This is a genomic window from Novosphingobium sp. (genome assembly GCF_027486195.1).
Taxonomy (GTDB): domain Bacteria; phylum Pseudomonadota; class Alphaproteobacteria; order Sphingomonadales; family Sphingomonadaceae; genus Novosphingobium.
In genome coordinates this window covers 1-23243 of record NZ_JAIXPP010000113.1, presented here as the reverse complement: position 1 = coordinate 23243, position 23243 = coordinate 1, and the positions used below count along the sequence as shown (strand labels likewise).

General features: G+C 64.2%; 20 protein-coding genes. 10 read left to right on the top strand and 10 right to left on the bottom strand.

All coding sequences use genetic code 11. The features are described 5' to 3' along the window. Nucleotides 1–5 precede the first annotated feature (5 nt). Nucleotides 6–608, top strand: coding sequence for a hypothetical protein (locus tag Q0071_RS19370; protein WP_298173600.1), 603 nt, complete (start codon nt 6–8; stop codon nt 606–608). 17 nt (nt 609–625) lie between these two features. On the opposite strand, the gene fabI is transcribed toward Q0071_RS19370, so the two are convergent. Genes fabI through Q0071_RS19355 form a run of 3 tightly spaced genes read right to left on the bottom strand, consistent with a single transcriptional unit; the run spans nt 626 to nt 3474 of the window. Beyond that, nucleotides 626–1459 (bottom strand): enoyl-ACP reductase FabI, encoded by an 834-nt coding sequence (gene fabI / locus Q0071_RS19365; protein WP_298173597.1) that lies wholly within the window; start codon nt 1457–1459, stop codon nt 626–628. 13 nt (nt 1460–1472) lie between these two features. Continuing rightward, on the bottom strand, nt 1473–2519 hold the full coding sequence (locus Q0071_RS19360) for a YihY/virulence factor BrkB family protein (protein WP_298173594.1): 1047 nt from the start codon (nt 2517–2519) through the stop codon (nt 1473–1475). Nucleotides 2520–2523: 4 nt separating this feature from the next. Next, nucleotides 2524–3474 carry a DnaJ C-terminal domain-containing protein gene (locus Q0071_RS19355; protein ID WP_298173591.1) on the bottom strand — a complete coding sequence of 317 codons (951 nt, stop codon included), beginning with the start codon at nt 3472–3474 and terminating at the stop codon, nt 2524–2526. 99 nt (nt 3475–3573) lie between these two features. On the opposite strand from Q0071_RS19355, the gene pdxH reads away from it, so the two are divergent. Then, complete coding sequence (gene pdxH / locus Q0071_RS19350; protein ID WP_298173586.1) at nt 3574–4203, top strand: pyridoxamine 5'-phosphate oxidase; 630 nt, start codon at nt 3574–3576, stop codon at nt 4201–4203. A 19-nt stretch (nt 4204–4222) separates the two neighbouring features. Continuing rightward, nucleotides 4223–5203, top strand: a complete 981-nt coding sequence (locus Q0071_RS19345) for a cation diffusion facilitator family transporter (protein ID WP_298173583.1) — start codon at nt 4223–4225, stop codon at nt 5201–5203. Nucleotides 5204–5209: 6 nt separating this feature from the next. Here the strand turns inward: Q0071_RS19345 and Q0071_RS19340 are convergent, their stop codons facing one another. Continuing rightward, on the bottom strand, nt 5210–6340 hold the full coding sequence (locus tag Q0071_RS19340; RefSeq protein ID WP_298173579.1) for a serine hydrolase: 1131 nt from the start codon (nt 6338–6340) through the stop codon (nt 5210–5212). Nucleotides 6341–6379: 39 nt separating this feature from the next. Here Q0071_RS19340 and Q0071_RS19335 point away from each other — a divergent pair, with 39 nt between their 5' ends. Continuing rightward, nucleotides 6380–6745 carry a hypothetical protein gene (locus Q0071_RS19335; protein WP_298173576.1) on the top strand — a complete coding sequence of 122 codons (366 nt, stop codon included), beginning with the start codon at nt 6380–6382 and terminating at the stop codon, nt 6743–6745. 7 nt (nt 6746–6752) lie between these two features. Here Q0071_RS19335 and mnmA read toward each other — a convergent pair whose 3' ends face one another. Next, on the bottom strand, nt 6753–7976 hold the full coding sequence (gene mnmA, locus Q0071_RS19330; protein WP_298173573.1) for a tRNA 2-thiouridine(34) synthase MnmA: 1224 nt from the start codon (nt 7974–7976) through the stop codon (nt 6753–6755). Nucleotides 7977–8485: 509 nt separating this feature from the next. On the opposite strand from mnmA, the gene Q0071_RS19325 reads away from it, so the two are divergent. The 5 genes from Q0071_RS19325 to Q0071_RS19305 all read left to right on the top strand — a co-directional run bounded on the left by Q0071_RS19325 (nt 8486) and on the right by Q0071_RS19305 (nt 15377). Continuing rightward, the gene (locus tag Q0071_RS19325; protein ID WP_147159651.1) at nt 8486–8785 is read left to right on the top strand and encodes a DUF1153 domain-containing protein; all 300 of its coding nucleotides are present in this window, start codon (nt 8486–8488) and stop codon (nt 8783–8785) included. Between the two features lie 417 nt (nt 8786–9202). Further along, complete coding sequence (locus Q0071_RS19320) at nt 9203–10366, top strand: efflux RND transporter periplasmic adaptor subunit (protein ID WP_298173569.1); 1164 nt, start codon at nt 9203–9205, stop codon at nt 10364–10366. A 15-nt stretch (nt 10367–10381) separates the two neighbouring features. Further along, nucleotides 10382–13561, top strand: coding sequence for an efflux RND transporter permease subunit (locus Q0071_RS19315; protein ID WP_298173566.1), 3180 nt, complete (start codon nt 10382–10384; stop codon nt 13559–13561). A gap of 83 nt (nt 13562–13644) precedes the next feature. Next, on the top strand, nt 13645–14859 hold the full coding sequence (locus Q0071_RS19310; protein ID WP_298173626.1) for a DUF445 domain-containing protein: 1215 nt from the start codon (nt 13645–13647) through the stop codon (nt 14857–14859). Beyond that, on the top strand, nt 14856–15377 hold the full coding sequence (locus tag Q0071_RS19305) for a GNAT family N-acetyltransferase (RefSeq protein WP_298173563.1): 522 nt from the start codon (nt 14856–14858) through the stop codon (nt 15375–15377). The genes Q0071_RS19310 and Q0071_RS19305 overlap by 4 nt, the downstream gene beginning before the upstream one ends. Here the strand turns inward: Q0071_RS19305 and Q0071_RS19300 are convergent. The 4 genes from Q0071_RS19300 to Q0071_RS19285 form a co-directional block, all read right to left on the bottom strand. Then, nucleotides 15374–16195, bottom strand: a complete 822-nt coding sequence (locus Q0071_RS19300) for a ferredoxin--NADP reductase (protein WP_298173560.1) — start codon at nt 16193–16195, stop codon at nt 15374–15376. The two genes, Q0071_RS19305 and Q0071_RS19300, sit on opposite strands and share 4 nt — an antisense overlap. 105 nt (nt 16196–16300) lie before the next feature. Beyond that, entirely contained in the window at nt 16301–17977 is a 1677-nt protein-coding gene (locus tag Q0071_RS19295; RefSeq protein WP_298173557.1) for a M28 family peptidase, read from the bottom strand. Nucleotides 17978–18219: 242 nt separating this feature from the next. Further along, complete coding sequence (locus tag Q0071_RS19290) at nt 18220–19407, bottom strand: serine hydrolase (RefSeq protein ID WP_298173555.1); 1188 nt, start codon at nt 19405–19407, stop codon at nt 18220–18222. Nucleotides 19408–19509: 102 nt separating this feature from the next. After that, nucleotides 19510–20958: a carotenoid oxygenase family protein gene (locus Q0071_RS19285; RefSeq protein WP_298173552.1), complete on the bottom strand. Its 1449-nt coding sequence runs from the start codon at nt 20956–20958 to the stop codon at nt 19510–19512. Between the two features lie 36 nt (nt 20959–20994). On the opposite strand from Q0071_RS19285, the gene Q0071_RS19280 reads away from it, so the two are divergent. Then, the gene (locus Q0071_RS19280) at nt 20995–21588 is read left to right on the top strand and encodes a TetR/AcrR family transcriptional regulator (RefSeq protein ID WP_298173549.1); all 594 of its coding nucleotides are present in this window, start codon (nt 20995–20997) and stop codon (nt 21586–21588) included. 83 nt (nt 21589–21671) lie between these two features. Here Q0071_RS19280 and groL read toward each other — a convergent pair. Continuing rightward, nucleotides 21672–23243: chaperonin GroEL (gene groL, locus Q0071_RS19275; protein ID WP_298173546.1), on the bottom strand; the 1572-nt coding region annotated here is incomplete at its 5' end.

Below are 23243 nucleotides of genomic sequence, written 5' to 3'. Positions count from 1 at the left end.
CTGCAATGAAGCGCCGTTCTGCCGCCGCCCTTGCCCCTGCATTGGTTTTCGTCGCGCTGCTTGGAGCGCCGTTGCCCGTTGCCGCGCAGACGCGGGACAATCCGACCGAGAAGATCAACCAGCTGATCGTCTATGGGGACGATCCCTGCCCGGCTTCGTCCGATGGCTCGATCACGGTCTGTGCCCGCAAGGACGAATCCGAGCGGTTCCGCATTCCCAAGCCGCTGCGCGACAATCCCAATGATTCGGTCAATCAGGGCTGGACCCAGCGCGTGAAGGCTTACGAGACCGTGGGAGCCTTCGGTACCAATTCCTGTTCGCCGGTCGGCGCAGGCGGCGCCACTGGCTGCATGTCGCAGCTCATCAACAGCGCCTACGCCGAAAAGAAGCAGAGCAGCGATGTTCAGTTCGGCAAGCTCATCGAAGAGGAGCGCGCAAAGCGGCTCAAAACGATCGATGCCGACACTGCGGCAGAGCAAGCGCGGGTCGAAGTGCTCGAGAAGGAGTACGAGGCAAAACTCAAGCGCGAGCGCGACGGTGAGACGATGCCAGCCGCGCCGGCGGCGCCTTCGTCTGCCGCGCCTTTGACCACTCCGCCCCAGCCCTGACGATCTGTGGGCTTCCGTCAGCCCAGCGCGATATCCGGTGCGTCTTCCTGCTTCATGCCGACGGTGTGATAACCCGAATCAACATGATGCACTTCGCCCGTCACGCCTGAGGAGAGGTCGGACAGCAGGTATAGGCCGGCTCCGCCAACATCGTCGATCGTGACATTGCGCCGCAGCGGTGAATTGAGCTCGTTCCACTTCAGAATATAGCGGAAATCGCCGATTCCGCTTGCCGCGAGCGTCTTGATCGGACCGGCAGACAGCGCGTTGACGCGGATGCCCTGCGGGCCGCAGTCGTTGGCGAGGTAGCGCACGCTTGCCTCAAGCGCGGCCTTGGCGACGCCCATGACATTGTAGTGCGGAACAACCTTTTCGGCGCCGTAATAGGTCAGCGTCAGGATGGAGCCCCCACCGCTCGCCACACCGTTCTCGTCTTCCACTTGCGGCATCATCGCAGCCGCGCGCCGGGTCACGGCGACCATGCTGTAGACCGAGATGTTCATGGTCGTCAGGAAGTTGTCGAGCGAGGTGTCCATGAACTTGCCCCGCAGCTCGGTCTTGTCCGAAAAGCCGATCGCGTGGACGAGGAAGTCGATCTTGGGCCAACGCGCGGCCAGCGTGTCGAAAGCAGTATCAAGCGCGGCCATGTCGGAAACATCGCATTCGAGCAGGAAATCGCTGCCAAGGCTGGCGGCCAGCGGACGCACCCGCTTTTCGAGCGCTTCCCCCTGATAGGAAAAAGCGAGCTCGGCGCCTTGCTCGTGCAACTTGCGGGCAATCCCCCATGCGAGCGACTTGTCATTGGCGAGGCCCATGATCAGGCCGCGCTTTCCCTTCATAAGTCCTGTCATGCGACCTCTTGCTTCACTCATCCTGTTGCGTCTGGAAGGTCGCACCTGCTTTCGCGGCGCGAGCCCGGTTGTCGGACTGCCCAACCAGGTCCCGCTCTTCCGGCGCTTCGGCCAGAGCAGCGTTGAGTTCGGCTCCTATGACCATCCCTAGGCCAATCAGCCAAAAAAAGAAAAGCGTGATCATCACCCCGGCAAGGCTTCCGTAGGTCAGATCGTAGACGAACATGTGCCGCAGCAGCTTGGGCAAGATCGTGGTGACGGCCAGCCACCACAGCGTGACGAAGACCGCACCTGGCCACTTTGGATAGATCCGGGCGCTGTAGGCTCCCGGGGTCAACGAGATGAAGAGCAGCCATAGCGAACCGAACAGCACAAGTGCGGGGATCACGCGGTATAACGCCAGCGTGTCGACCAGGTTTGTCGCTCTGGGCAGAAAGGTCGTCACCGTCTCCATCACGGTGCCGATCAGCACCTGCGCGGCGATCGAAACGAGAATCAGCACGACCGACGCGATGATCAGCCCGGTCGACATCAGCCGGTAGCGCCAGAACGCATGGACCAGACCGGTACCGTAGGCTCGTCGCAGGATATCCCGGATCGTCTCGACCAGACTGCCAACCGTCCATAGGCCGACAAGGCCGCCGATCCACAGCAAGCCACCGGTCCGCGCCTCGATCACGGCATGGGCGACAGGCGAGAGCACGTTTGCAACCACTGGCGGCATGGCCATCAAAACGGTGTTAACCGCCGCGGTCCGGTCGTTTGCCTCGCCCACCAGCGAGAACATCGCAGCGCCGGTGATGAAGAATGGAAACAGGGCGATGAGCACCATGTAGGCGAAGTTGCCAGCATGGATCGTGCCGTCGTAAATCACCCCTTTCCACATTCTGCGGAGCACTTCGAGCGAGCGGACACGAAGCGAGCGAGGGCCGCGCCTGTCGGCGAGGTCGGGAATCTGCGCCAGCGCCGCACGCCGCCTCGCTTCGGGCGAGAGGTCTGCCACCGGCCGGCTTGTCGCGGCGGTGCCGGGGGGCGGCCGCACCACGGCGTCGCCATCCATTGTGCTAGACTGCAAACCTGGCGCGCAAGTCGCGGCTGTCGCGCCATCCCTCCAGGCGGGCCTTGAGGTCGGGATCGTCGGCCGGGATGTCGATCAGTAGCGTTACCAACTGGTCCCCGCGCTCGCCGTTCTTGCGCGTGAAGCCGCGGCCCTTGAGCCGGAGCGTCTTGCCGCTGGTGCTGCCCGGCGCGACGGTCATCATCACCGGTCCTTCAACCGTCGGGATACGCACCTTCGCGCCCTCGATCGCCTCATCGAGACTGATCGGCACTTCGAGCAGGATATTGTCGCCATCTCGCTCGAAATGGGGGCTGGGCTGGATTTCGATCGTCACGATGGCATCGCCGAACCCGCCGGGTCCCTGTTCGCCCTTGCCGCCGAGGCGGACCTGCTGCCCATCGATCAGGCCGGGTGGCAGCTTGAGGTCGATGGTTTTGCCATCGGCCAGAGTAACCCGCTGCGGTTCACGGCGGGCTGCCTCATTGAAAGGAACCTTGAGTGCATAGGTGACGTTCGCGCCGCGCGGAGCCGGGCGGCGCCGCGCGCCTGCGCCGGGGCCAGCGCCCATCCCGCCGCGCCCACCGAACAGGCCTTCGAAGATGTCGCCAAGATCGATGCCTTCGCTGCTGCTGCCGCCACCGCCAAACCCTTCGAAGCCATCATGGCGATAGCCGCGCTGTGCCCCGGCAAAACCGCCGCCCGCGCCGCCACCGAAGCCGAAGGGACCAGCCGGATTTCCGTCCGCATCGATCTCCCCCCGATCGAACCGGGCACGTTTGTCCTTGTCGGAAAGCAGGTCGTACGCCTGCGTCACTTCGGCGAAGCGCTCCGCCGCGTTCGGCTTTCCTGCATTGCGATCGGGGTGCAGTTCCTTTGCCAGCGTGCGATAGGCGGACTTGATGTCCTTCTCGCTCGCGGTGCGCGGCACGCCAAGAATGGAATAAGGATCAGCCATACCCTCTAGCTAGGGTCACGCCCGCCTACCCGCAAGGCTCGCTTTGCACTCAGGCTCGGCTAAGCTAGAGCGAACGCATCTGAATGACCGTTATCTGGAATGGACAGGACCCAAGCCGTGCCCACCGATATGAACGACGATGCCATTCCCGGGTCTGATCCCTTCGCGATTTTCGAGGCGTGGTTTAGCGAAGCGAAGGCGAGCGAGCCCAACGATCCGAATGCTATGGCGCTGGCGACGGCAACGCCGGGCGCGGCTCCTTCGGTGCGCATGGTTCTGCTCAAGGGCCACGGATCTGACGGATTTGTCTTCTACACCAATTTCGAAAGCCGCAAGGGCGGGGAACTGGCGGCCAATCCCCAGGTCGCACTGCTCTTCCACTGGAAGAGCCTGCGCCGGCAGGTGCGGATCGAAGGGACGATCAAGGAAGTCACCCCTGCCGAAGCGGACGCCTACTTCGCCAGCCGCCATCCCGAATCGCGGCTTGGCTCGGCAGCGTCTGATCAGTCTCGTCCCCTACCCTCGCGCGAGGATTACATGGCGCGGGTCGAAGCATTGCGGGCCGAGTATCCTGATGGATCGGTGCCGCGCCCGGCACATTGGTCCGGCTACCGCGTGACGCCTCATGCGATCGAATTCTGGCAGGACCGTGCCTTCCGCCTCCACGAACGCCGCCGTTTCACCCGTCTCGACGGGAACCAGTGGGCCAGTTCGCTGCTTTATCCGTAAGAGACAGCACGATTTCAGGATGGACATGACCCGCAGCCCCGATCACGGCGAGCTCAATCGCCGTGCTGCTTACGCCAGCATCGCTGTTGCGGCGATGCTGCTGGCGATGAAGGGCTATGCGGCGGTCACCACTGGCTCCACGGCCATGCTCGGCAGCCTTGCCGATACCGGGCTCGATCTGGTCGCCAGTCTGGCGACGCTGCTCGGTGTCTGGATCGGCGCGCAGCCTGCAGACGCAAACCACCGGTTCGGTCATGGCAAAGCCGAGGCTCTGACGGCCATGTTCCAGGTTGTGCTGATCTCGCTTTCGGCGCTTGGCCTTGCATGGCGTGCCGTCGATGAGTTTCTCGGCGGCGGACGCCCCGCCGATGCGGAAGCCGGCATGCTGGTTTCCCTCGTTGCGATTGCGGCGACGTTCTTTCTGCTTGGCTATCAGCGCCGCGTGATCCGGACGACGGGCAGCCTCGCCATTGCGACGGACAATCTACACTATTCATCGGATCTGGTGCTGAATATCGCGGTGATTGCCGCACTGGCACTCGATCATTGGCTGGGCCTGGCCGGTGCGGATGCCGTGTTTGCTTTCGGCATTGCGCTGTGGCTGGGCTGGGGCGCCTGGGGGGCATCGCAGGCCGCGATCGAGCAATTGATGGATCACGAATGGCCGCTCGAAAAGCGCGAGCGGTTTCTTGCGGTCGTTGCCCAGCATCCGGAGCTCAAGGGCTTGCACGATCTTCGCACCCGCACCAGCGGCAACCGCGATTTCGTGCAGTTTCACGTCTGGGTCGATGGACGCATGACCGTGACCGAAGCGCACCGGGTCATGGACGAGATCGAGGCAAAACTGCTCGAAGCATTCCCGGGTGTCGAGATCCTGATCCATCCCGATCCCGATGGCCATGTCGATGAGGCAGCGCTCGGTGCGCAGGATCTGCTTGCGTCCGCGCCGGATGGTACCAGCCCCGCGCTGCTGGCCCAGGGCGCGCCTGCCCGGCGCTGAAGGGGCCTACCGGCTTCGCGGAAACAGCGCGACAAGCGCTCCCAGACGTGCGGTTACCGGATCGAGCTGGTCTTCCTGCGTCTTGCCGAGACGGACGACGACGAGTTGGCGTGATGGTGAGACCAGCACATACTGGCCAAGGTGACCAAGGCAGGCGAACAGGTCGCGCGGGCCGCGTTCCGGGAACAGGGCGGGTTTGCCCGTTGTCGGCGTACGGTTGAGCCAGATCTGTGCGCCGTACTGCGCTTCGCGCGGAGACGGGGTGACCATGAAATCGATCCACTGGCGGGGGACGAGCTGTGCACCCGCCACGGCGCCGCGATTGCGCAGGAATTCGCCGAAGCGCGCCCAATCGCGCGCCGTGCCGTGAATCAGGCTGCCGCCGATCAGGGTGCCTGATGCGTCGAACTCCGGCACCATCGAGCGCATGCCGACCGGGTCGAACAAGCGCGTCCTCAGGTACTCCGCAACCGCGCGGCGGCGGCTTTCGGGGTCAGGTGCTGGTGAGAGCACGCGCGCGGCGAGATCGGCGAGAATGACGCTTGTCGCTGTCGAGTAGACCCACTTGCGGCCCGGCTCATACTGCAGCGGCTGGTCCTCTGCATAGCGCGCCATCGCGTCACGTCCATCAAGGAACAGCATGCGTACTTCATCGGATTTCCATGGCGGCGCAACGGCTTCGGCATGGCGCAGGCCGGAGCGCATCTGGAGCAGCTGGCGCAGCGTGATCTCGCCGCGCGGATCACCGGGGCGCTGCCAGGCGGGAATGGGTGCCGGCTCGTCCAACCGCAGCCGGCCATCCGAAATCAGCATCCCGATCATGACACCGGTGATCGACTTGGCCATCGACCAGCTCACGAAGCGGGTGTTCTCGTGATAGCCCGGCGCATACCGCTCGGCGATGACGCGCCCGCCTTGCATCACGATCACGGAGCGTGTTTCGGCCGCGTCTGACTCGTTGAACAGCGCATCGACCCGGCGCGCCAGTTCTTCGCGCGGTACGCCGGGATTGGCCGAGACCGCCTTGAGCGCTTCCGCAGAAACCGGGGGCGGCGCAGGGGGTGCAGCAGGGCTGCAACCGAACAGGGCTGGCACAAGCGCAAGCGGGGCGATAAAGGCAAGAGAGCGTCGGGCCATCAGGTGGCCAGCTTTTCTCCAGATTGACCCCGCATGGCAATGGCCAAACCAGCTGCTTCCCCCAAACCGGTCTCTTCCTCCACGCAGCCGCGCCGGCGGCGCTTGCGCTGGGCCCTGCTCGCGCTTGCATTCCTTGCAGGCGGCGGGGCCTTCGTGTGGCCGCAGCTGTATGGCTACGCCGTTACGGGCGCTGCCTATGGCGCGCGCGTCGCGTGTTCCTGCCGCTTCGTCGGGGGCAGACCGCTCGGCGATTGCCGCAAGGATTTCGAACCGGGCATGGACCTCATCACCTTGACCGAGGATGCCACCGCACGCAGCGTCACCGCGCGGTTTCCGCTGATCGCACGGCAGACCGCAACTTATCGCGAGGGCTGGGGCTGCGTGATGGAGCCTTGGGGGAACTGACAGGGCGCTACGCGCTTTCGGCCCAGGGCGAGGTTTCTTCGATCCAGCCACCGCCGATTACGCGGTCACCGTCATAGAGCACGGCCGCTTGGCCCGGCGCCACACCGAATTCGGGCTGCTGGAAGCGGATACGGCAAGTGGCTCCTTCACCCAGTTCGCCCTCGATCGAAATCGGCACCGGCTTTGCGAGCGAGCGCACCTTGGCGGTGATCGAAGCGGCTGCGGGCGGCATCGCGCCGATGCGGTTGGTTTCACCCAGCCGCGCCGAGCCGACGGCCAGCATGGCCTTGGGTCCCACCATCACCCGCCGCGCCGGTGCGTTCAACGCCGTCACATAGAGCGGTTCGCTCTGTCCGCCGATCTCGAGACCGCGCCGCTGGCCTACTGTATAGTGGATGACGCCGCGATGCGTGCCCAGCACGGCCCCGGTCGCGGCATGAACAATCTCGCCCGGCGCGGAACCTTGCGGCCGCATCTTCGTCACGATCGCCGCATAGTCGCCATCCGGAACGAAGCAGATATCCTGGCTGTCGGGCTTGGTCGCGACACCAAGGCCGAGCGCGGCTGCCATCGCGCGAACCTCCGACTTGGGCAGACCGCCAAGGGGGAATCGGAGAAACACCAGCTGTTCCTCGGTGGTGCCATAGAGGAAGTAGGACTGATCGCGTGCAGGATCGATGGCGCGATGCAATTCTGGCCCTTGCGCGCCCTCGATGCGCCGCACGTAGTGCCCCGTGGCGAGGCAGTCCGCCCCAAGATCGCGCGCCATGGTGAGCAGGTCGGTGAACTTGGGCCCCATGTTGCAGCGAATGCAGGGGATCGGGGTGCGCCCGGCGAGATAGTCGTCGGCAAATCGCTCGACCACGTCCTCGCGAAAACGCGACTCATGGTCAAACACGTAGTGCGCGATGCCGAGCCGGTTGGCGACGGCGCGGGCGTCGCGGATATCATCGCCTGCGCAGCAGGCGCCTTTGCGACCAGTCGCAGCGCCATAGTCATAGAGTTGCAGCGTCACGCCGATCACTTCGGCGCCGCTTGCAGCCGCCAGCCCGGCGACCACCGAACTATCGACACCACCCGACATGGCAACGACGATTCGCCGCGGCCCATTTCCTTGCGGAAGTGAAAAAAGTTCTGCGGCCTCGCTCTCGCGCAGCGGAAGCGTGGCCGCCGCCGGAGACTCGTTTTCGGTCTCTGCAGGGGTTCCGTTTGTGCCCAACTTGCTTTGCATTCCGGCCCCATAGGCCCTTTCGGAGGCGAGCGGCAGATCAAAAAAGCCCCTTGGCGGGGACGGCGCACTCTCCGCAAAACCTAACTCTTGGTGAAGGGGCAGTTTACCCTCCTTTATTGGACCGTGGGCTAGAGACCCGCTCATGGAGATGAGATTTTCCGATTCATGGCCACAGGCACCGGGCGATTCGGGCCGCGGGTTGCGCCCGCTAGGTTGGAGCGAGCTCTGCGCGCGGCTCGTAGCGGCGCACGATACGCGCGGCGTGCTTCCCGGGGCCGGGTCAGGATTGGTGATCTCTTGCAACTCAGGTTCGGACAGCGGCGCATCCGGACCTCACGGCGGAAAGGGCTTCAGTTTCCATGAATCGGCTGCGGTGTTGCTCCGGAGCGTTGAAATGGAATCTGAAGGGCCTGTTAACCCCGCCTCTTCAGCGAATGGAAATGACGTGAACGGCAAAGAAGGGTCAGCTCCCGAAGTCGCCCCGCAACGTCGACCAGACGAGAATTGACATGATTGAGAATCAGAAAATCAAGCCGTCGCAAGTTATTGGCCCCCTTGGCGAGCCGCTGACGCTGGACAGCCTTCCGCCGCCATCGACCACGCGTTGGGTCGTTCGCCGCAAGGCCGAGGTCGTCGCAGCCGTTAATGGTGGTCTCCTCACGATCGATGAGGTGTGCGAGCGCTATAGCCTCACGCTCGAGGAATTCGCTTCCTGGCAACGCGCGGTTGATCGCTCGGGCATGCAGGGCCTGCGCGTGACTCGCATCCAGCACTACCGCGATCTTTACGAACGCCAACTCAAGTTCTGATTCGCCGGCATCGGTCAGACAAGCGCTCTGCTTCATGCAATGGCCGTCCCGATCATCGGGGCGGCCATTTGCTTTGGGCTATCTGCTTTGGGTCCTTTGCTTGGGATTGCCCTCAAGGGTTGGGTTCAAAGCACGATTGCGGTTGCATCGTCGCAACGCTCGAATCATTTGTTCATGCGCTTCGTCGAGCCGCAATTGTCACTCGTCGGATGCAGCGCTAAGACTACGATTGCGTGCGGCACAGCGTCGCTACCCGCGCTTGCGGGAAGTGATATAGTCAGATAACACACTTCCGTCAGGATGGGGATCGGCCCCTATCCCCGGCTGTTCGGCGCCCGACCGGGACTAAGGCACGTGAACGACATGAATTATGAAACGAAAATCAGATCCGGGCTGCAGCCCGCCATTGACCCAGCAGTGGGTGATGGTGATTTCGGTTCAGCGGGCGGTGGACAGCGCCGCCTTGTGATCGTTGCGGTCCTGATCGCAATTGCGCTCGGCTTCGCCTGGTATTTCATGCACAAGTCGCCGGCACCGACAGACGCTGCATCGGCCAGCAACTCGCAGGCCCAGTCGGTCAGCGTCATCACCCCGGGCCGCACCAATGTGACAGGATCGATCACGGCCAGTGGCGCCATCGCGGCACGGCGCGAGATGCCGGTGGGGATTGCCGGTGAAGGTGGACGCGTCATCAGCGTGCTGGTCGATGCGGGCGACTGGGTGCGTGCCGGGCAGGTTCTCGCCGTGGTCGATCGTTCCGTGCAGGCGCAGCAGATCGCCGGACAGGCAGCCAACATCGAAGTCCAGCGTGCCAACGCTCGCATTGCACAAGCCAATCTCGACCGTGCGCTCAAGCTGGTCGAGCGCGGTTTCATTTCCAAGGCCGATGTTGATCGGCTCACCGCGACCCGCGATGCGGCGGTCGCGCAAGTGAGCGTCGCATCTGCCGAACTCGGCCAGCTTCGTGCGAGCAGCGCGCGGCTGAATATCGTTGCGCCGGCAGCGGGCCTCGTTCTCACCCGTGGTGTCGAGCCGGGCCAGATTGTCAGCCCCGGCAGCGGCGTTCTGTTCCGGATTGCCAAGGATGGCCAGTTCGAGATGCAGGCGCGGCTCGCCGAAAACGATCTCGCGCGGCTTGCTGTGGGCCAGTCGGCCGAAGTGACCCCCGTTGGCACCGACAAACCGTATATCGGCCAGATCTGGCAGCTTTCGCCCACGATCGATGCACAGACGCGCGAAGGGGTCGCGCGCATCTCGCTGGCGTATGATCGGGCCTTGCGCCCTGGCGGGTTCGCAAGCGCGCAGATTCGCAGTGGTTCCGTGACGGCACCGATGCTTCCGGAATCGGCCATCCTGTCAGACCAGCAAGGTCCGTTCGTCTACGTGGTGGATCAGGGCAACAAGGTCTCGCGCCGCAGTGTGAAGACCGGTGACGTGACCGCGCAAGGCATTGTTGTGACCGACGGTCTCGCAGGCAATGAGCGGATCGTGCTGCGTGCGGGCGGCTTCCTCAACCCCGGCGATGTCGTGCGCCCCGTCACCGCAAACGCTACCGCTCCCGCTGCCCGCCCCGGCTCGTAAGCAGGGACGGCCACCATGAACTTCCGCAACATCTCCGCTTGGTCCATCCGCAACCCGGTGGTGCCGATCGTCCTGTTCCTCGGCCTCACTCTGGCCGGGATTATGGCCTTCATGAGCATGAAGGTGCAGGACCAGCCGGACATCGAGTTTCCGCTGGTCATTGTCACCATCTCCCAGCCGGGTGCAGCGCCGACCGAGATCGAGAACCAGATCACCCAGCGGATCGAATCCGCGGTGCGGACGATCGCTGGGGTGGACACGCTGAGCTCGACGGCCACCGAAGGCTCCAGCCAGACGATGGTCCAGTTCGCCATCGGCACGGACATCAATGCTGCGGTGAACGAGGTCAAGAACGCGGTCGATCAGGTGCGCGGCGATCTGCCCGAGGGCATCCTTGAACCGCAAGTGGTCAAGGCGCAGACCTCGTCCGACGCGATCGCATACTTCGCCGTTTCTGCCGACGACATGACCATCGAACAGCTTTCGTGGTTCATCGACGATACGGTGCGCAAACGGCTGCTGTCGGTGCCCGGCATGGCCGAGGTCGAGCGCAACGGCGGGGTAAACCGCGAAATCGCGGTCACCCTCGATCCGATGCGCATGAAAGCCCAGGGCGTCACCGCCACGCAGATCAATGCGGCGCTGCGTCAGGTCAATCTGAACGCTGCGGGCGGGCGTGCCGAAGTCGCCGGCTCGCGTCAGGCCGTGCGCGTGCTCGGCAATGCGGCGAGCGCTTTCGAACTCTCCCGCACACAAGTCGGCATTTCAAACGGCCGGACCGTTCGCTTGTCCGACGTCGCTGACGTGCGCGACAGCTTCAGCGAAATCACCTCCATCGCCAAGAGCAACGGCAAGCCGGTGGTGACCTTCAGCATCGCCCGCGCGCGCGGCGAATCCGATGTCAGCGTGTTCGATGACACGGTCAAGGAACTCGGCAAGATCGAGAAGGAGCAGGGCGGCCGCGTCCACTTCATCCAGCTGTTCTCAAGCGTGGGCTACACCAAGGACCAGTACAAGTCGTCGATGTCGGCGATGGTCGAAGGTGCCGTGCTCGCGGTAATCGTGGTGTTCTTCTTCCTGCGTGATTGGCGCGCCACGATCGTTTCGGCGATCGCCATCCCGCTCTCGTCGATCCCCACGTTCTGGCTGATGAGCCTGATCGGCTTCACGCTCAACACGATGTCGCTACTTGCGCTCGGCCTTGTTGCGGGCGTTCTCGTGGACGATGCGATCGTGGAGATCGAGAATATCGTTCGACACATGCGCATGGGCAAGTCCGCCTATCAGGCGGCCATCGACGCGGCGGACGAGATCGGCCTCGCGGTGGTCGCGACGACTTTCTCGATCGTGGCGGTGTTCCTGCCGGTTGCGCTGATGCCTGGCGTCTCCGGCCAGTTCTTCAAGAACTTCGGCCTTACCGTGGTCATCGCGGTGCTGTTCTCGCTGCTGGTCGCCCGAATGATCACCCCGATGATCGCGGCCTACTTCCTCAAGGCCCACGGTCAGGCGGAACACGGCAACGGGCCGTGGATGCAGCGCTATATGCGTGTGCTCGAATGGTCGCTCGATACCCGCAGCGTTACCGCCTATCGCGAGCGCTTTCCGCGGCGCTGGTTCCGCGCGCGGCTGCGCGATCACCGCTTGTGGATGATGGGCGTTGCGGTGGGCGCCTTGGCCTTCACCGTGGTGCTGTTCATGGCCATCCCGTCGCAGTTCTTCCCGGAGACCGATGGCGATTTCAGCCGCATCACGATCGAGATGGTGCCGGGAACCACGATCGAGCAGACCGAACGCAAGGTCGACGAAGTGCTGGCGCTCGTGAAAGACGAACCTGAGATCGATGTTGCGCTCGAGCGCATCAACGAAGGCAATGGCCGCGTGTTCCTGGAACTGAAGCGTGATCGCAAGCGGTCCAGCATCGAGTTCGAACGCGCTCTCACGCCGCGGCTTCAGAAGGTCGCAGATGCGCGCGTCAGCTTCATGAACCAGAACGGTGGCGGTCCCGGCGGCGGTTCCGGGCGCGCAATCAGCGTCATGTTGTCCGGTTCCGATCCCGATCTCCTGCAGAAGACGGCGCAGACACTTGTCGAACAGATGAGTCAACTCAAGGAAGTCGTGGCGCCGCGCATCAGCGCCGATTTGCGCCGCCCGGAAATCGTGATCACGCCGCACCTCGATCTGGCCGCTTCGCTTGGCGTGACGACCCAGCAACTGAGCCAGGTCATCCGCATCGCGACACAGGGTGAGATCGACCAGAACAGCGCGAAGTTTTCACTTTCGGATCGCCAGGTGCCGATCCGGGTAAAGCTGCCTGTCGCGTCGCGTCGCGATCTGTCCACGCTGGAAAATCTCCCGGTTCCGACCATCTCCGGCGGATCGGTCCCGCTTTCGCGCGTGGCGACGATTGGCTTTGGTTCGGGTCCGACCAGCATCCAGCGCTACAATCAGAACCGCCGCGTGTTCGTCGGGGCGGATTTGCCGCCGGGCGTTGTCAAGGGCACCGCGGATGCCGCGATCAAGGCGCTGCCGATCATGCGGAATCTGCCCCAGGGTGTCTCGAATGCTCCTGCCGGTGAAGATCGCTGGCAGGAGGAAATGCTCTACAACTTCATGGTCGCACTGGCGGCAGGCGTGCTGCTGGTCTTCTCCGTACTGGTGCTGCTCTATCGCCGCTTCATCTCGCCGCTCGTCAACATGGGCTCGCTGTTCCTCGCGCCGCTGGGCGGACTACTGCTGCTGCTGGCGACGGGTCAGGCGCTCTCGCTGCCTGTGTTCATCGGTGTCCTCATGCTGTTCGGGATTGTTGCGAAGAACTCGATCCTGCTCATCGACTTCGCGATCGAGGAAATGACCAAGGGTACTCCCAAGCTCGATGCGATTATCGAAGCCGGGCACAAGCGCGCCCAGCCGATCGTGATGACCACCGTGGCGATGATTGCGGGCATGGTGCCAACGGCGGTTTCGCTCGGTGGCGACGCGGGCTGGCGTGCACCGATGGGCATTGTCGTGATCGGCGGCCTTGCGCTCTCGACGCTGCTTACGCTGCTGCTTGTTCCGGCAGGGTTCAGCCTTGCTGACGGCCTCGAGAAGCGGGTCGGTCCGTGGATCGGACGCAGGGTGCTCTCTTACGATCCGCGTGAAGCTGCGCGTGATCAGCACCAGCACGCTGTAGGCGAGGCCTTCCCGGCGGAGTGATCGCGACGCCAGGAGGACCTTCCGCCAGCTCTGCGCCAGAACTATCGGCTCACATGCGTCCGATGGCTGATCCTGCGCGCCGCATGCGGCTTTTCGCGACAGCGCTGCTTCTGCTGATGGCCGCGCTGTTCCTTGCTGCAAGGCAGCTTGAGGCAAACTATGCCGGCTGGGGGTTCCTGCGCGCCTTTGCCGAGGCGGCCATGGTTGGCGGCCTCGCGGACTGGTTCGCGGTTACCGCGCTGTTCCGCCATCCGCTTGGACTGCCCATTCCGCACACCGCGATCATCCCGGAGAACAAGGATCGCATTGCCGATTCGATGGCGGCCTTTCTCCGGGCAAACTTCCTCACTCCGCCGGTTGTCGCGCGCCGGCTGCGTGGCCTGAATGCGGCCAGCGCCGCCGGCCAGTATCTCGCCAACCCGCGTCCCGGCGAAGGCCGGCTTGGGGCGGGTGCGGCAAGCCTCATTGCCGATGTGCTGGAATCGCTCGATCAGGAAAAGCTTGGCGGGATGGCCAAGGCCGCGCTGCGCAGCCGAATCGAGCGGCTCGCGCTTGCGCCGCTGCTGGGCAACCTGCTTTCCGCCATGATCGCGGAAGGCCGCCACATGCCCTTGATCGAAGCCCTGATCCGCCGGTCAGCCGAAGCTCTGGAAGCCAACGAGGATCTCGTGCGCCGCATGATCCACGACAAGGCGAATACGGTGATGCGCTGGACGGGTCTTGACGAGCGTCTGGCCAACGGCATTCTCGACGGTCTCTACAAGCTTCTCGCCGAGACCGTGGTGATCGAGGATCATCCGCTGCGATTGAAGATCGAGGAGAGCCTGCATGCGCTGGCAGAAGCTCTGGTGAACGATCCTGCCATGCACGCGCGGGTCGAAGCTATGAAACGGGATGTCCTGGCCAACCCGGCGTTCGCGGCATGGCTCGATGGCCTGTGGGAGCGCGGGCGAGCTCAGCTGCTGCGCGCAGTCCGCTCTGGCGGCAGCGGGGCGGCAGATGGGGGTGACCGCATCGGTGCCTCGCTGGCCGAGCTGGGCCGCGCCTTGCAGCATGACACGCGCCTGCAGATCCTCGTCAACCGCTTTGCGCGAAGAACCTTGGTCGGCGTCGCCACGCGCTATGGCGGCGAGATTGTCCGGCTGGTTTCCGAAACCGTGCGCCGCTGGGATGCACGAACCGTGACCGATCGCATCGAGGGCGCGGTCGGCCGGGACCTCCAGTTCATCCGCATCAACGGCACGTTGGTCGGCGGACTTGTCGGGTTGGCGATCCACGCGGTAGACGTATTGCTATGACTGGCCCCGAAATCTCGACCGACCGCCTCGACCTCTGGCGACCTGCGCCGCGCGATCATCCCGCCATGATCGATCTGCTGGCGGACGATGAGGTCCGCCGCCATCTCGGCAACCGGCCGACTGGCGCGGTCGAGGAGTTCAATCGGCTTTGCCGCAACGCGGGATCATGGGCGCTGTACGGCTATGGCATTTTCACTTGCCGCGCGCGCGGATCGGACGAGGTGCTGGGCATCTGCGGCGTGTTCCATTCGTGGCGCGGGTTCGCACATGGCCTCGATGATACGCCTGAGATCGGTTGGATCTTCGCCCGCAAGACATGGGGGCAAGGGGTGGCGAGCGAGGCTGCGCGCGCCTCGCTCGGCTGGTTCGATGCGGCATTCCCGCTCCGCAGGGTGGCCTGCATGATCAACGACACCAACCTGCCGTCGCTAGCCGTGGCCGACAAACTTGGCTTCGTGCGCTATGATGCGCACGAAGATGAAGGCGGCACGTTGATCCTGCTGGAGCGGCTGCCCTAGCCGACGAAGGCGCGCTCGATCACGTACTCGCCGGGATGCGAATTCGCACCCTCGGTGAACCCGAAGCCTTCGAGCATGGCAGCGACTTCCTTGATCATCGTCATCGAGCCGCAGAGCATGACCCGGTCGTGCACGGGGTCGAAGTTCTTGGGCTCGCCCAGCGAACCTTGAAACAGCGTGCCATCGAGCATCAGGCCTTCGATGCGCTTGTTGGTGTGGAAAGGCTCGCGCGTGACGGTGGGGATGTAGGTCAGCCGTTCCGCCGCCATCTCACCCACCAGCGGATCATCGGCCAGCCGGGCTTCCAATGTCTCGCGATAGGCAAGATCGGATACACCGCGCACCGAGTGGACCACCGCGATCTGCTCGAACCGGTCGTAGATATCGGGATCGCGGATCAGCGACATCCATGGCGCGAGGCCGGTGCCGGTGCCCAGCAGGAACAGACGGCGACCCGGGAGCAGCGCATCGGCCACTAGCGTGCCGGTCGGCTTGCGGCCGAGATAGATGTGATCGCCCTCCTTGATCTTCTGGAGGCGCGACGTGAGCGGACCGTCCGGCACCTTGATCGAAAGGAATTCCAGCACCTCGTCATAGGCGGGCGAGGCCATTGAGTAAGCGCGCAGCAGCGGGCGACCGTTGTCGCCCATCAGCCCTATCATCACGAACTCGCCAGACCGAAAACGGAAGCTCGGCGGGCGGGTGATCGTGAAGGAAAACAGGAAGTCATTCCAGTGGCGCACCGAAACGACTGTCTCGACCGAAAGGCTGGGGGTGGGTTCAAGGGGAAACTGGTCGGGCAAGAGGCGGCCCTCCATGGCTTGCAGCGATGCTGCCGGATGGGTGACAATCAGTCCTCACAGATAGACTGTCAAATTGATTTCACACTTCCCGGACGGGACAGTGTGAGGCGGCTGGGGATGTCAGTGGCCCGCCGGATCGGGCACGAAGGCTGGAGGCGCGGCCTCGCTGGCGAAACGCCAGGCGGAGAGATAGGCCAGCTTCACGATCTTCGTCATTTTCACGTAGTTGATCCGGTCGGCAGTGTCGGTGGTGTGGTGGTAATCGGGATGAAAGCCGGTGTTGAACCACATCGCCGGTACATCCTTCAGAACGAAGGGAAACTGGTCGCTGCGGAAAAACACGTTGAGCGCGTTCTCGTGATCGAACCGGTCATCGAGATCAAGCCCGACGCTGCGATTGGCGGACTGTACGGTGCGGTTGAAGTCGGGACTGTAGGTCGCGCCGATCAGGTTCAGCCGGTTTGTGGTATCCTTGGGGATCTCGATCAACCCGGTGGTCTGGTCGCTCGGCTCTTCGTTGCGGCCGATCATGTCGAAATTGATCATTGCCCGGGTGGTGGCCAGCGGGCGCAGCGGGTGCATCGCCATGTAGTAGCTGCCGAGCAGACCGCGCTCCTCCGCCGCGAACACGGCAAAAAGAATCGAGCGCTTCGGCTTCATCGGATTGGCCATGAAGGCCCGCGCCAGCGCCACCACGCCGACGGTGCCAGAGCCGTTGTCGTCCGCTCCGTGCCAGATCTCCTGGCCCCCATTGCCGGTGGTGCTGCCATCATGATCATGGTGGGCGCTGACGATCACGGTTTCGGGCGCAAGCGTGGGGTCCGAGCCCGGCAACAGGCCGACCACGTTCGCCGAAACGCCGCGGCTGCGCGCGGTGTTTTCGAGATGAAGCGCAACGGTGGTATCAGCGAGCGGGCGCGACTGCGGGGTGAGGCCGCTATCAATCGCCGACTGCAGCGCCGGCGGGGTAATCCCGGCCTTGGCCAGCAAGGCCGCGCCGACCGCATCGGAAACAGTGAGCACGGGAATGCGCAGTTCGTCATCCGGCAACGCTTGGCCGGGCAGCGGGGGGACGCGCTTTGCGCTGCCGCCGATGCGGTTGACGCGCTCGAGGTTGGAGGGGTGCTTGCGGTTCGGTTCAGCCACGACCAGCAGGGCCAGCGCGCCGTGGGCTTGCGCATTCAGGGCCTTGACGCGGTTGGTTGCGTGGCGGGTGTTGCCGGTGCCGTTGAAGCGCGAGGCCGGATCGTTTTCCTGCGGTTCGTGTTCGAACACGAGGACGACCTTTCCGCGCACGTCGAGGCCCTTGTAATCGTCGTAGCCGACGCCGGGCGCGCTGATGCCATAGCCGGCAAAGGCGAGCGGGGCGGCAATATCGATATCATCGCGGAAGCCGCCGAGCATGTCGGGCGCCTTCCAGCTTTGTTCGGTGGAGCCGAGGCGCAGGGTGAGGGAATTGGCGGCGGGGTTGGGACGGTATTCGACCAGCGGCACGTTCTGGTACCAGCTCGGCGCGCCCTTTGCATCGGTCGCGGCAGGCTTGAGCCCGGCTTTGGCGAATTCGGCAGCGATCCACTGGACCGCAGCATCATCGCCGGGCTGGAGCGACATACGGCCGAGCAGCGCATCGGAGGCGATGAACGTGAGGTCGGCGCGCAGGTCCGCCTCGCGGATCTGTTCGTAGCCCGGAGCCTGGGCGGCCGGCACGGGTGCGAGCTTCGCGCCTTCGGCGTGGGCCGCACTAGACCACGCCAGTATTCCGAGGGCTGCGCCCCACGCTGCCTTGACCATCGCCATTCCCCCTGCCCAATCGATCCGAGGGCCTAGGGGCCGCCCAGCCGACTTGTCCATTGGTACTTGGGGGAGTCGCGCCGAATCCAGGTCAGGTTGACACAGTTGACACAGTCCAGAGCGAAAACTCCGGCCCCCGGTTTCGCGAAGGAAAACAGGCAGGCGATCGGCGGGGGAGGGCGTGGCGGACATGCCCCGAGTCCTACCCCGCGGGGCTGCCTGTAGGACAGCGTGAAATCGCGGCCTGATCAGTTGCCCGCGTCGATCAGCGCCTGAACCTTCTGGTAGAACGCCTCTCGCGCATCGCCTTCGGGGCCTTTGGTCGCGCGGGTCCAGTCAGCATTGCTTGCGATCACCAGCCGGCGATTGGGATCGATGAAGATGCCTTGCCCGAAGATGCCCTGCGCGGCGACCGAGCCATCATCGTAAGTCCACCACTGGTAGCCATAGCCCTTGCCCGGCTCGCCGATGTCCTTCTGCTTGTGGATCGCCGCCGAAAACCAGTCCGCCGGCACGATCTGCTGGCCAGCAGCGTTACCATTCGCGAGGACGAACAGGCCCATGCGCGCAAAATCACGCGTCGCGGCTTGCAGGCAGCAGCCGGCGATCTCATGCCCGGTCTTGCCGAGCAGCCAGGTGGCCTTGGCTTCCATGCCGACGGGCTTCCAGATCTTCTCTTCAAGATACTGCGAAAGCGGCTTCTTCGTGGCAGAGGACACGAGCACGCCAATCAGGTTGGTCTCGCCGGTGTTGTAGTGCCACACCGTGCCCGGCGGATGCGCGCGGGGGAGCTTGCGCATGTAGCTCACCGTCGCGTCCATGCCCTTCTCGGGCTCGGCATTGTTGAACAGGGCGACGTCGGCCTTGGGGTCCTCGTAGTCCTCGTTCCAGCGCACGCCTGAACTCATGGTGAGGAGCTGCGCCACGCTCACATCGTCATAGGCCGAGCCCTTGAGGTCCGGGATGTATTGGCTGACCTTGTCATCGAGGCTCTTGATATAGCCGTCCTTGATCGCCGCGCCGACCAGCGTGGAGGTGAAGGATTTGGCAACCGAGAAGCTGGTCCAGCGGCCCTTGGCATCGAACCCCAGCCCGTAGCGTTCCAGCCGGACCTTGCCGTCCTGCACGATCACCAGCCCGGCAGCGCGCTGGCTGGCCATGTAGCCATCGATCCCCGGCACAGTGAGCGGCTTGCCGGCTGGCAGCGGCAAAGGGTGATCCGAGGCGGCGATTTCGTGTGCTTCGGCGAGCACAGGCAAGCGGTCCATGGCGCGGAAGGCGGCATCGCGCTGCGGGACCGTCCACATCAGCACATCGCGGTTGGTCGGCATGGCCGCGAGCAGGCCGCGCGTTTCGGCATCGAGGCTGGCATACCAGCCAAGGCCGCCGAGCACGGCAAGCGCCGCCAATCCCAGAGCGATTGTCCTCTTGCGCATGCCGTTCCCCCTCTTGTCCCATGATTTGAGGGGGAAACTAGCGAACCGGGGGCGTCTGTCCAGTAGACGGCCGCCTTTGCCGGTCGCTCTACGCAGTCGCCGTCAGTCGGCGATCCAGTTGCCGTGGAAACCCGGCGGGATGCGGCAAGGAATATGGACCGTGGCGACCGGCTCGCCCGCGATGTCCTGCGCATCGAGGATGACGAGATCCGTCGTCCCGCTCGCGCCATCGATCACATAGCCCATAAGCCAGCCGTGGCCTTCGGGGGCATCGGCGCTCTGCGGCACGAACACGAATTCTCCCGGCACCTTGGCCGGTCCGAAGTCGCGAACCGTGCGCTCGCCCGTGTGCAGATCGAACGCGAAGATCGGGGCATGGCCGATGAAGTTTGCCGGATCATCGGTGGCGAGGCCCATGGACCACGCATAGCGATAGGGCTGGCCAAAGAAGCGTTCGTCCGGGCGCGGGAATTCCTGCGGCGTGGCGTCGATCGTCTTGCGGCTGACCGCGCGGGCGGCGGGATCGATGACCCAACGCTCAAGGCCGAGCGGCTTGCCGACGGGCCCGTCCACCCCGCCGCTGCCCGCAGGCTCGAACATCGTCTCATAGGCGCAGAGATCGACCACGACCGTGCCATCTTCGGCATCGTAGCTGTTGCTGACATGGAAGACGTAGAGCGGATCGACCTCACACCAGATGATCTCGTCCGCGCCGCCTTCGCGCGGGAGAAGGCCTACGCGCGCCTTGTGATCGGGATTCCACCTGTAGGGGAACGTCGCGCCGCCGATGACCGCGCTCATCGAGAAGGTCACCGGCAGATCGAAGATCAGCACGTAGCGCGCGGTCAGGCTGGATTCGTGGATCGAAGGGCCGTGTTCGACAGGGATGGCCACTTCGCGTGTTACCGAGCCTTCGGGCGATACCCGCACATACCAGACCTTGTCGTGCGTGGTGCCGTTGTAGGTGATGGCGTGGAGCTCGCCGGTCTGCGGATCCTCGTGCGGGTGGGCGGTGAAGGGCACGCGCAAGGTGCCTTCCAGATCGGTGTAGGCCACGCTTTCGAGATCGTGCGAAAGCTCGACCGGGAAGCTGCCCGCCTCGACCAGCGCCCAGGTCTTGCCGCCGTGGCCGATCACGTTTGTGTTGACCGTATCGAAGTCTGCCGAAAGCCGCGGCCCGGGTGCTGCGGCCGGACCGCCCTGCGCCTCAAGCTTGCTCGAGCGGATGTAGCGGTTCCGATACCATTCGGCCTTTCCGCCCTTGAGGTAGACGCCGTGGACCATGCCATCGCCGACGAACCAGTGATGCCCGCGCGGATCGGGCTTGAACGGGTTCGGGCCGATGCGGACATAGCGGCCGGACAGGTCCGCCGGGATCGTGCCAGTGACGGTGAGATCGGTGATCGTCCGCTCCTCGCTAACCGGGGTGTGAAGCCCTGAAAGGAACGCGTGCTGGCGGTCTCTGCGCTGGCGCTTGCGATTGATGCCGGCGACTGTTTCCACGCCCTTGGTCACGACAGTGCGAATGGTGGTTTCGACGATGCTTGCCACAGCACAGAACTCCCCGTAGATGTTTATGCTGTAAACATGGAGGCGATGCTAACAGTGTCAACATCAATTGTGGAGCAGCGCGCCTATCACCATGGCGATTTGCGGGCAGCCTTGGTGTCGGCTGGCCTGCAGGCCCTGGAAAGCACGGATATTTCAGAGATTTCGCTGCGTGGGTTGGCTCGCGAAGTGGGTGTTTCCGCGACGGCGGTCTATCGGCATTTCCCCGACAAGCGGGCGCTGCTCACGGCCATGGCCATGGAAGGGCTGGCCAGGCTTGGCCAATTGCAGCAGCGCGCGGCGGAAGATGCGGGGGATCAGGCTTTCTCAGCAACTGGCCGTGCCTATGTGCGATTCGCGCTGGCGAACCCGGGGCTGTTCCGCCTCGTCTTCACGCATTGCGACATGCGTAGTGACAGCTTGCCAGAGGGCAATCTTGCGGCGGACATGCTGCTGGGGCGCGCGGCGAAGGTTACCGGTGGAGACAAGGCAGCCGCCCGCCGCTTTGCCCTGCAGGCTTGGGCGCTGGTCCATGGCCTTGCGATGCTGATGCTGGACGGCCAGCTACCCGCCGATGAAGCCTTGATCGATCAGGTGATCGACGGCCCTTCGATGTGGCCGCAACGTTTGTGACAAGCGCATTCTGGCGGCACAGAAAAAGGGCCGGAAGGTTTCCCCTCCGGCCCCGATTCTTGTCGGCTTGAACAGCGCAGGACTTAGAAGTCCATGCCGCCCATACCGCCCATGCCGCCGCCCATCGGGGGCATCGCGGCCTTGTCTTCCGGACGCTCGATGATCGCGGCTTCGGTCGTGATCAGCAGACCGGCAACCGACGCGGCGTCCTGAAGCGCGGTGCGCACGACCTTGGTGGGGTCGATCACGCCGGCGGCCTTCAGGTTTTCGTAGGTGTCGGTCGCAGCGTTGAAGCCCTGGGTCTCATCGCCTTCGCGCAGCAGGTTGCCCGAAACGACCGCACCATCGTGGCCGGCGTTCGTGGCGATCTGCCGGATCGGCGCGAGGATCGCACGGCGGACGATGTCGATGCCCTTGGTCTGGTCATCGTTGGCGCCCTTGAGGCCGACGAGGGCCTTGGTTGCGTAGAGCAGAGCCGTACCGCCGCCGGGGACGATGCCTTCTTCGACCGCAGCGCGGGTCGCGTGGAGGGCGTCGTCGACGCGGTCCTTCCGCTCCTTGACTTCGACTTCCGAAGCGCCGCCGACCTTGATCACGGCAACACCGCCGGCCAGCTTGGCCAGACGTTCCTGCAGCTTCTCGCGGTCGTAGTCGCTGGTGGTGACTTCGATCTGGGCGCGGATATGTTCGACACGGGCCTTGATCTCGTCAGCCGAGCCGGCACCATCGACGATGGTGGTGTTGTCCTTGTCGATCGTGACCTTCTTGGCCTGGCCGAGCATCGCGAGCGTGACGCTCTCGAGCTTGATGCCGAGGTCTTCGGAGATCATCTCGCCGGCGGTCAGCGTGGCGATATCGCCCAGCATGGCCTTGCGGCGATCACCGAAGCCCGGAGCCTTGACGGCTGCGACCTTGAGGCCGCCGCGCAGCTTGTTGACCACGAGGGTGGCAAGCGCTTCGCCTTCGATGTCCTCGGCGATGATGAGGAGCGGACGGCCGGTCTGCACCACGGCCTCGAGAACCGGAAGCATCGCCTGAAGCGACGAGAGCTTCTTCTCGTGGATGAGGATGTAGGGGCTGTCGAGCTCGACCGTCATCTTGTCGGGGTTGGTGATGAAGTAGGGCGAGAGGTAGCCGCGGTCGAACTGCATGCCTTCGACGACATCGAGCTCGAATTCGAGGCCCTTGGCCTCTTCCACGGTGATCACGCCTTCCTTGCCGACCTTGTCCATCGCTTCGGCGATCTTCTGGCCGACTTCGACGTCGCCGTTGGCCGAGATGATGCCGACCTGGGCGATTTCGGCGGTGCCGGCGACCGGGGTCGAGCGGGCCTTGAGATCCTCGACGACCTTGCTGACGGCGAGATCGATGCCGCGCTTCAGGTCCATCGGGTTCATGCCGGCGGCGACCGAAGTCATGCCTTCGCGCACGATGGCCTGAGCCAGAACGGTGGCGGTGGTGGTGCCGTCACCCGCGAGGTCGTTGGTCTTCGAGGCGACTTCGCGCAGCATCTGCGCGCCCATGTTCTCGAACTTGTCCTTGAGTTCGATTTCCTTGGCGACGGTGACGCCGTCCTTGGTGATGCGGGGCGCGCCGAAGCTCTTGTCGATCACGACGTTGCGGCCCTTGGGGCCCAGCGTGACCTTGACGGCATC

Bases quoted from the DNA above. Each gene is read 5' to 3' on its own strand.
- Q0071_RS19370 (WP_298173600.1), top strand. From the start codon at position 6: ATGAAGCGCCGTTCTGCCGCCGCCCTTGCCCCTGCATTGGTTTTCGTC.
- fabI (WP_298173597.1), bottom strand. From the start codon at position 1,459: ATGACAGGACTTATGAAGGGAAAGCGCGGCCTGATCATGGGCCTCGCC.
- Q0071_RS19360 (WP_298173594.1), bottom strand. From the start codon at position 2,519: ATGGATGGCGACGCCGTGGTGCGGCCGCCCCCCGGCACCGCCGCGACA.
- Q0071_RS19355 (WP_298173591.1), bottom strand. From the start codon at position 3,474: ATGGCTGATCCTTATTCCATTCTTGGCGTGCCGCGCACCGCGAGCGAG.
- pdxH (WP_298173586.1), top strand. From the start codon at position 3,574: ATGGACAGGACCCAAGCCGTGCCCACCGATATGAACGACGATGCCATT.
- Q0071_RS19345 (WP_298173583.1), top strand. From the start codon at position 4,223: ATGGACATGACCCGCAGCCCCGATCACGGCGAGCTCAATCGCCGTGCT.
- Q0071_RS19340 (WP_298173579.1), bottom strand. From the start codon at position 6,340: ATGGCCCGACGCTCTCTTGCCTTTATCGCCCCGCTTGCGCTTGTGCCA.
- Q0071_RS19335 (WP_298173576.1), top strand. From the start codon at position 6,380: ATGGCCAAACCAGCTGCTTCCCCCAAACCGGTCTCTTCCTCCACGCAG.
- mnmA (WP_298173573.1), bottom strand. From the start codon at position 7,976: ATGCAAAGCAAGTTGGGCACAAACGGAACCCCTGCAGAGACCGAAAAC.
- Q0071_RS19325 (WP_147159651.1), top strand. From the start codon at position 8,486: ATGATTGAGAATCAGAAAATCAAGCCGTCGCAAGTTATTGGCCCCCTT.
- Q0071_RS19315 (WP_298173566.1), top strand. From the start codon at position 10,382: ATGAACTTCCGCAACATCTCCGCTTGGTCCATCCGCAACCCGGTGGTG.
- Q0071_RS19310 (WP_298173626.1), top strand. From the start codon at position 13,645: ATGCGGCTTTTCGCGACAGCGCTGCTTCTGCTGATGGCCGCGCTGTTC.
- Q0071_RS19305 (WP_298173563.1), top strand. From the start codon at position 14,856: ATGACTGGCCCCGAAATCTCGACCGACCGCCTCGACCTCTGGCGACCT.
- Q0071_RS19300 (WP_298173560.1), bottom strand. From the start codon at position 16,195: ATGGAGGGCCGCCTCTTGCCCGACCAGTTTCCCCTTGAACCCACCCCC.
- Q0071_RS19295 (WP_298173557.1), bottom strand. From the start codon at position 17,977: ATGGCGATGGTCAAGGCAGCGTGGGGCGCAGCCCTCGGAATACTGGCG.
- Q0071_RS19290 (WP_298173555.1), bottom strand. From the start codon at position 19,407: ATGCGCAAGAGGACAATCGCTCTGGGATTGGCGGCGCTTGCCGTGCTC.
- Q0071_RS19280 (WP_298173549.1), top strand. From the start codon at position 20,995: ATGGAGGCGATGCTAACAGTGTCAACATCAATTGTGGAGCAGCGCGCC.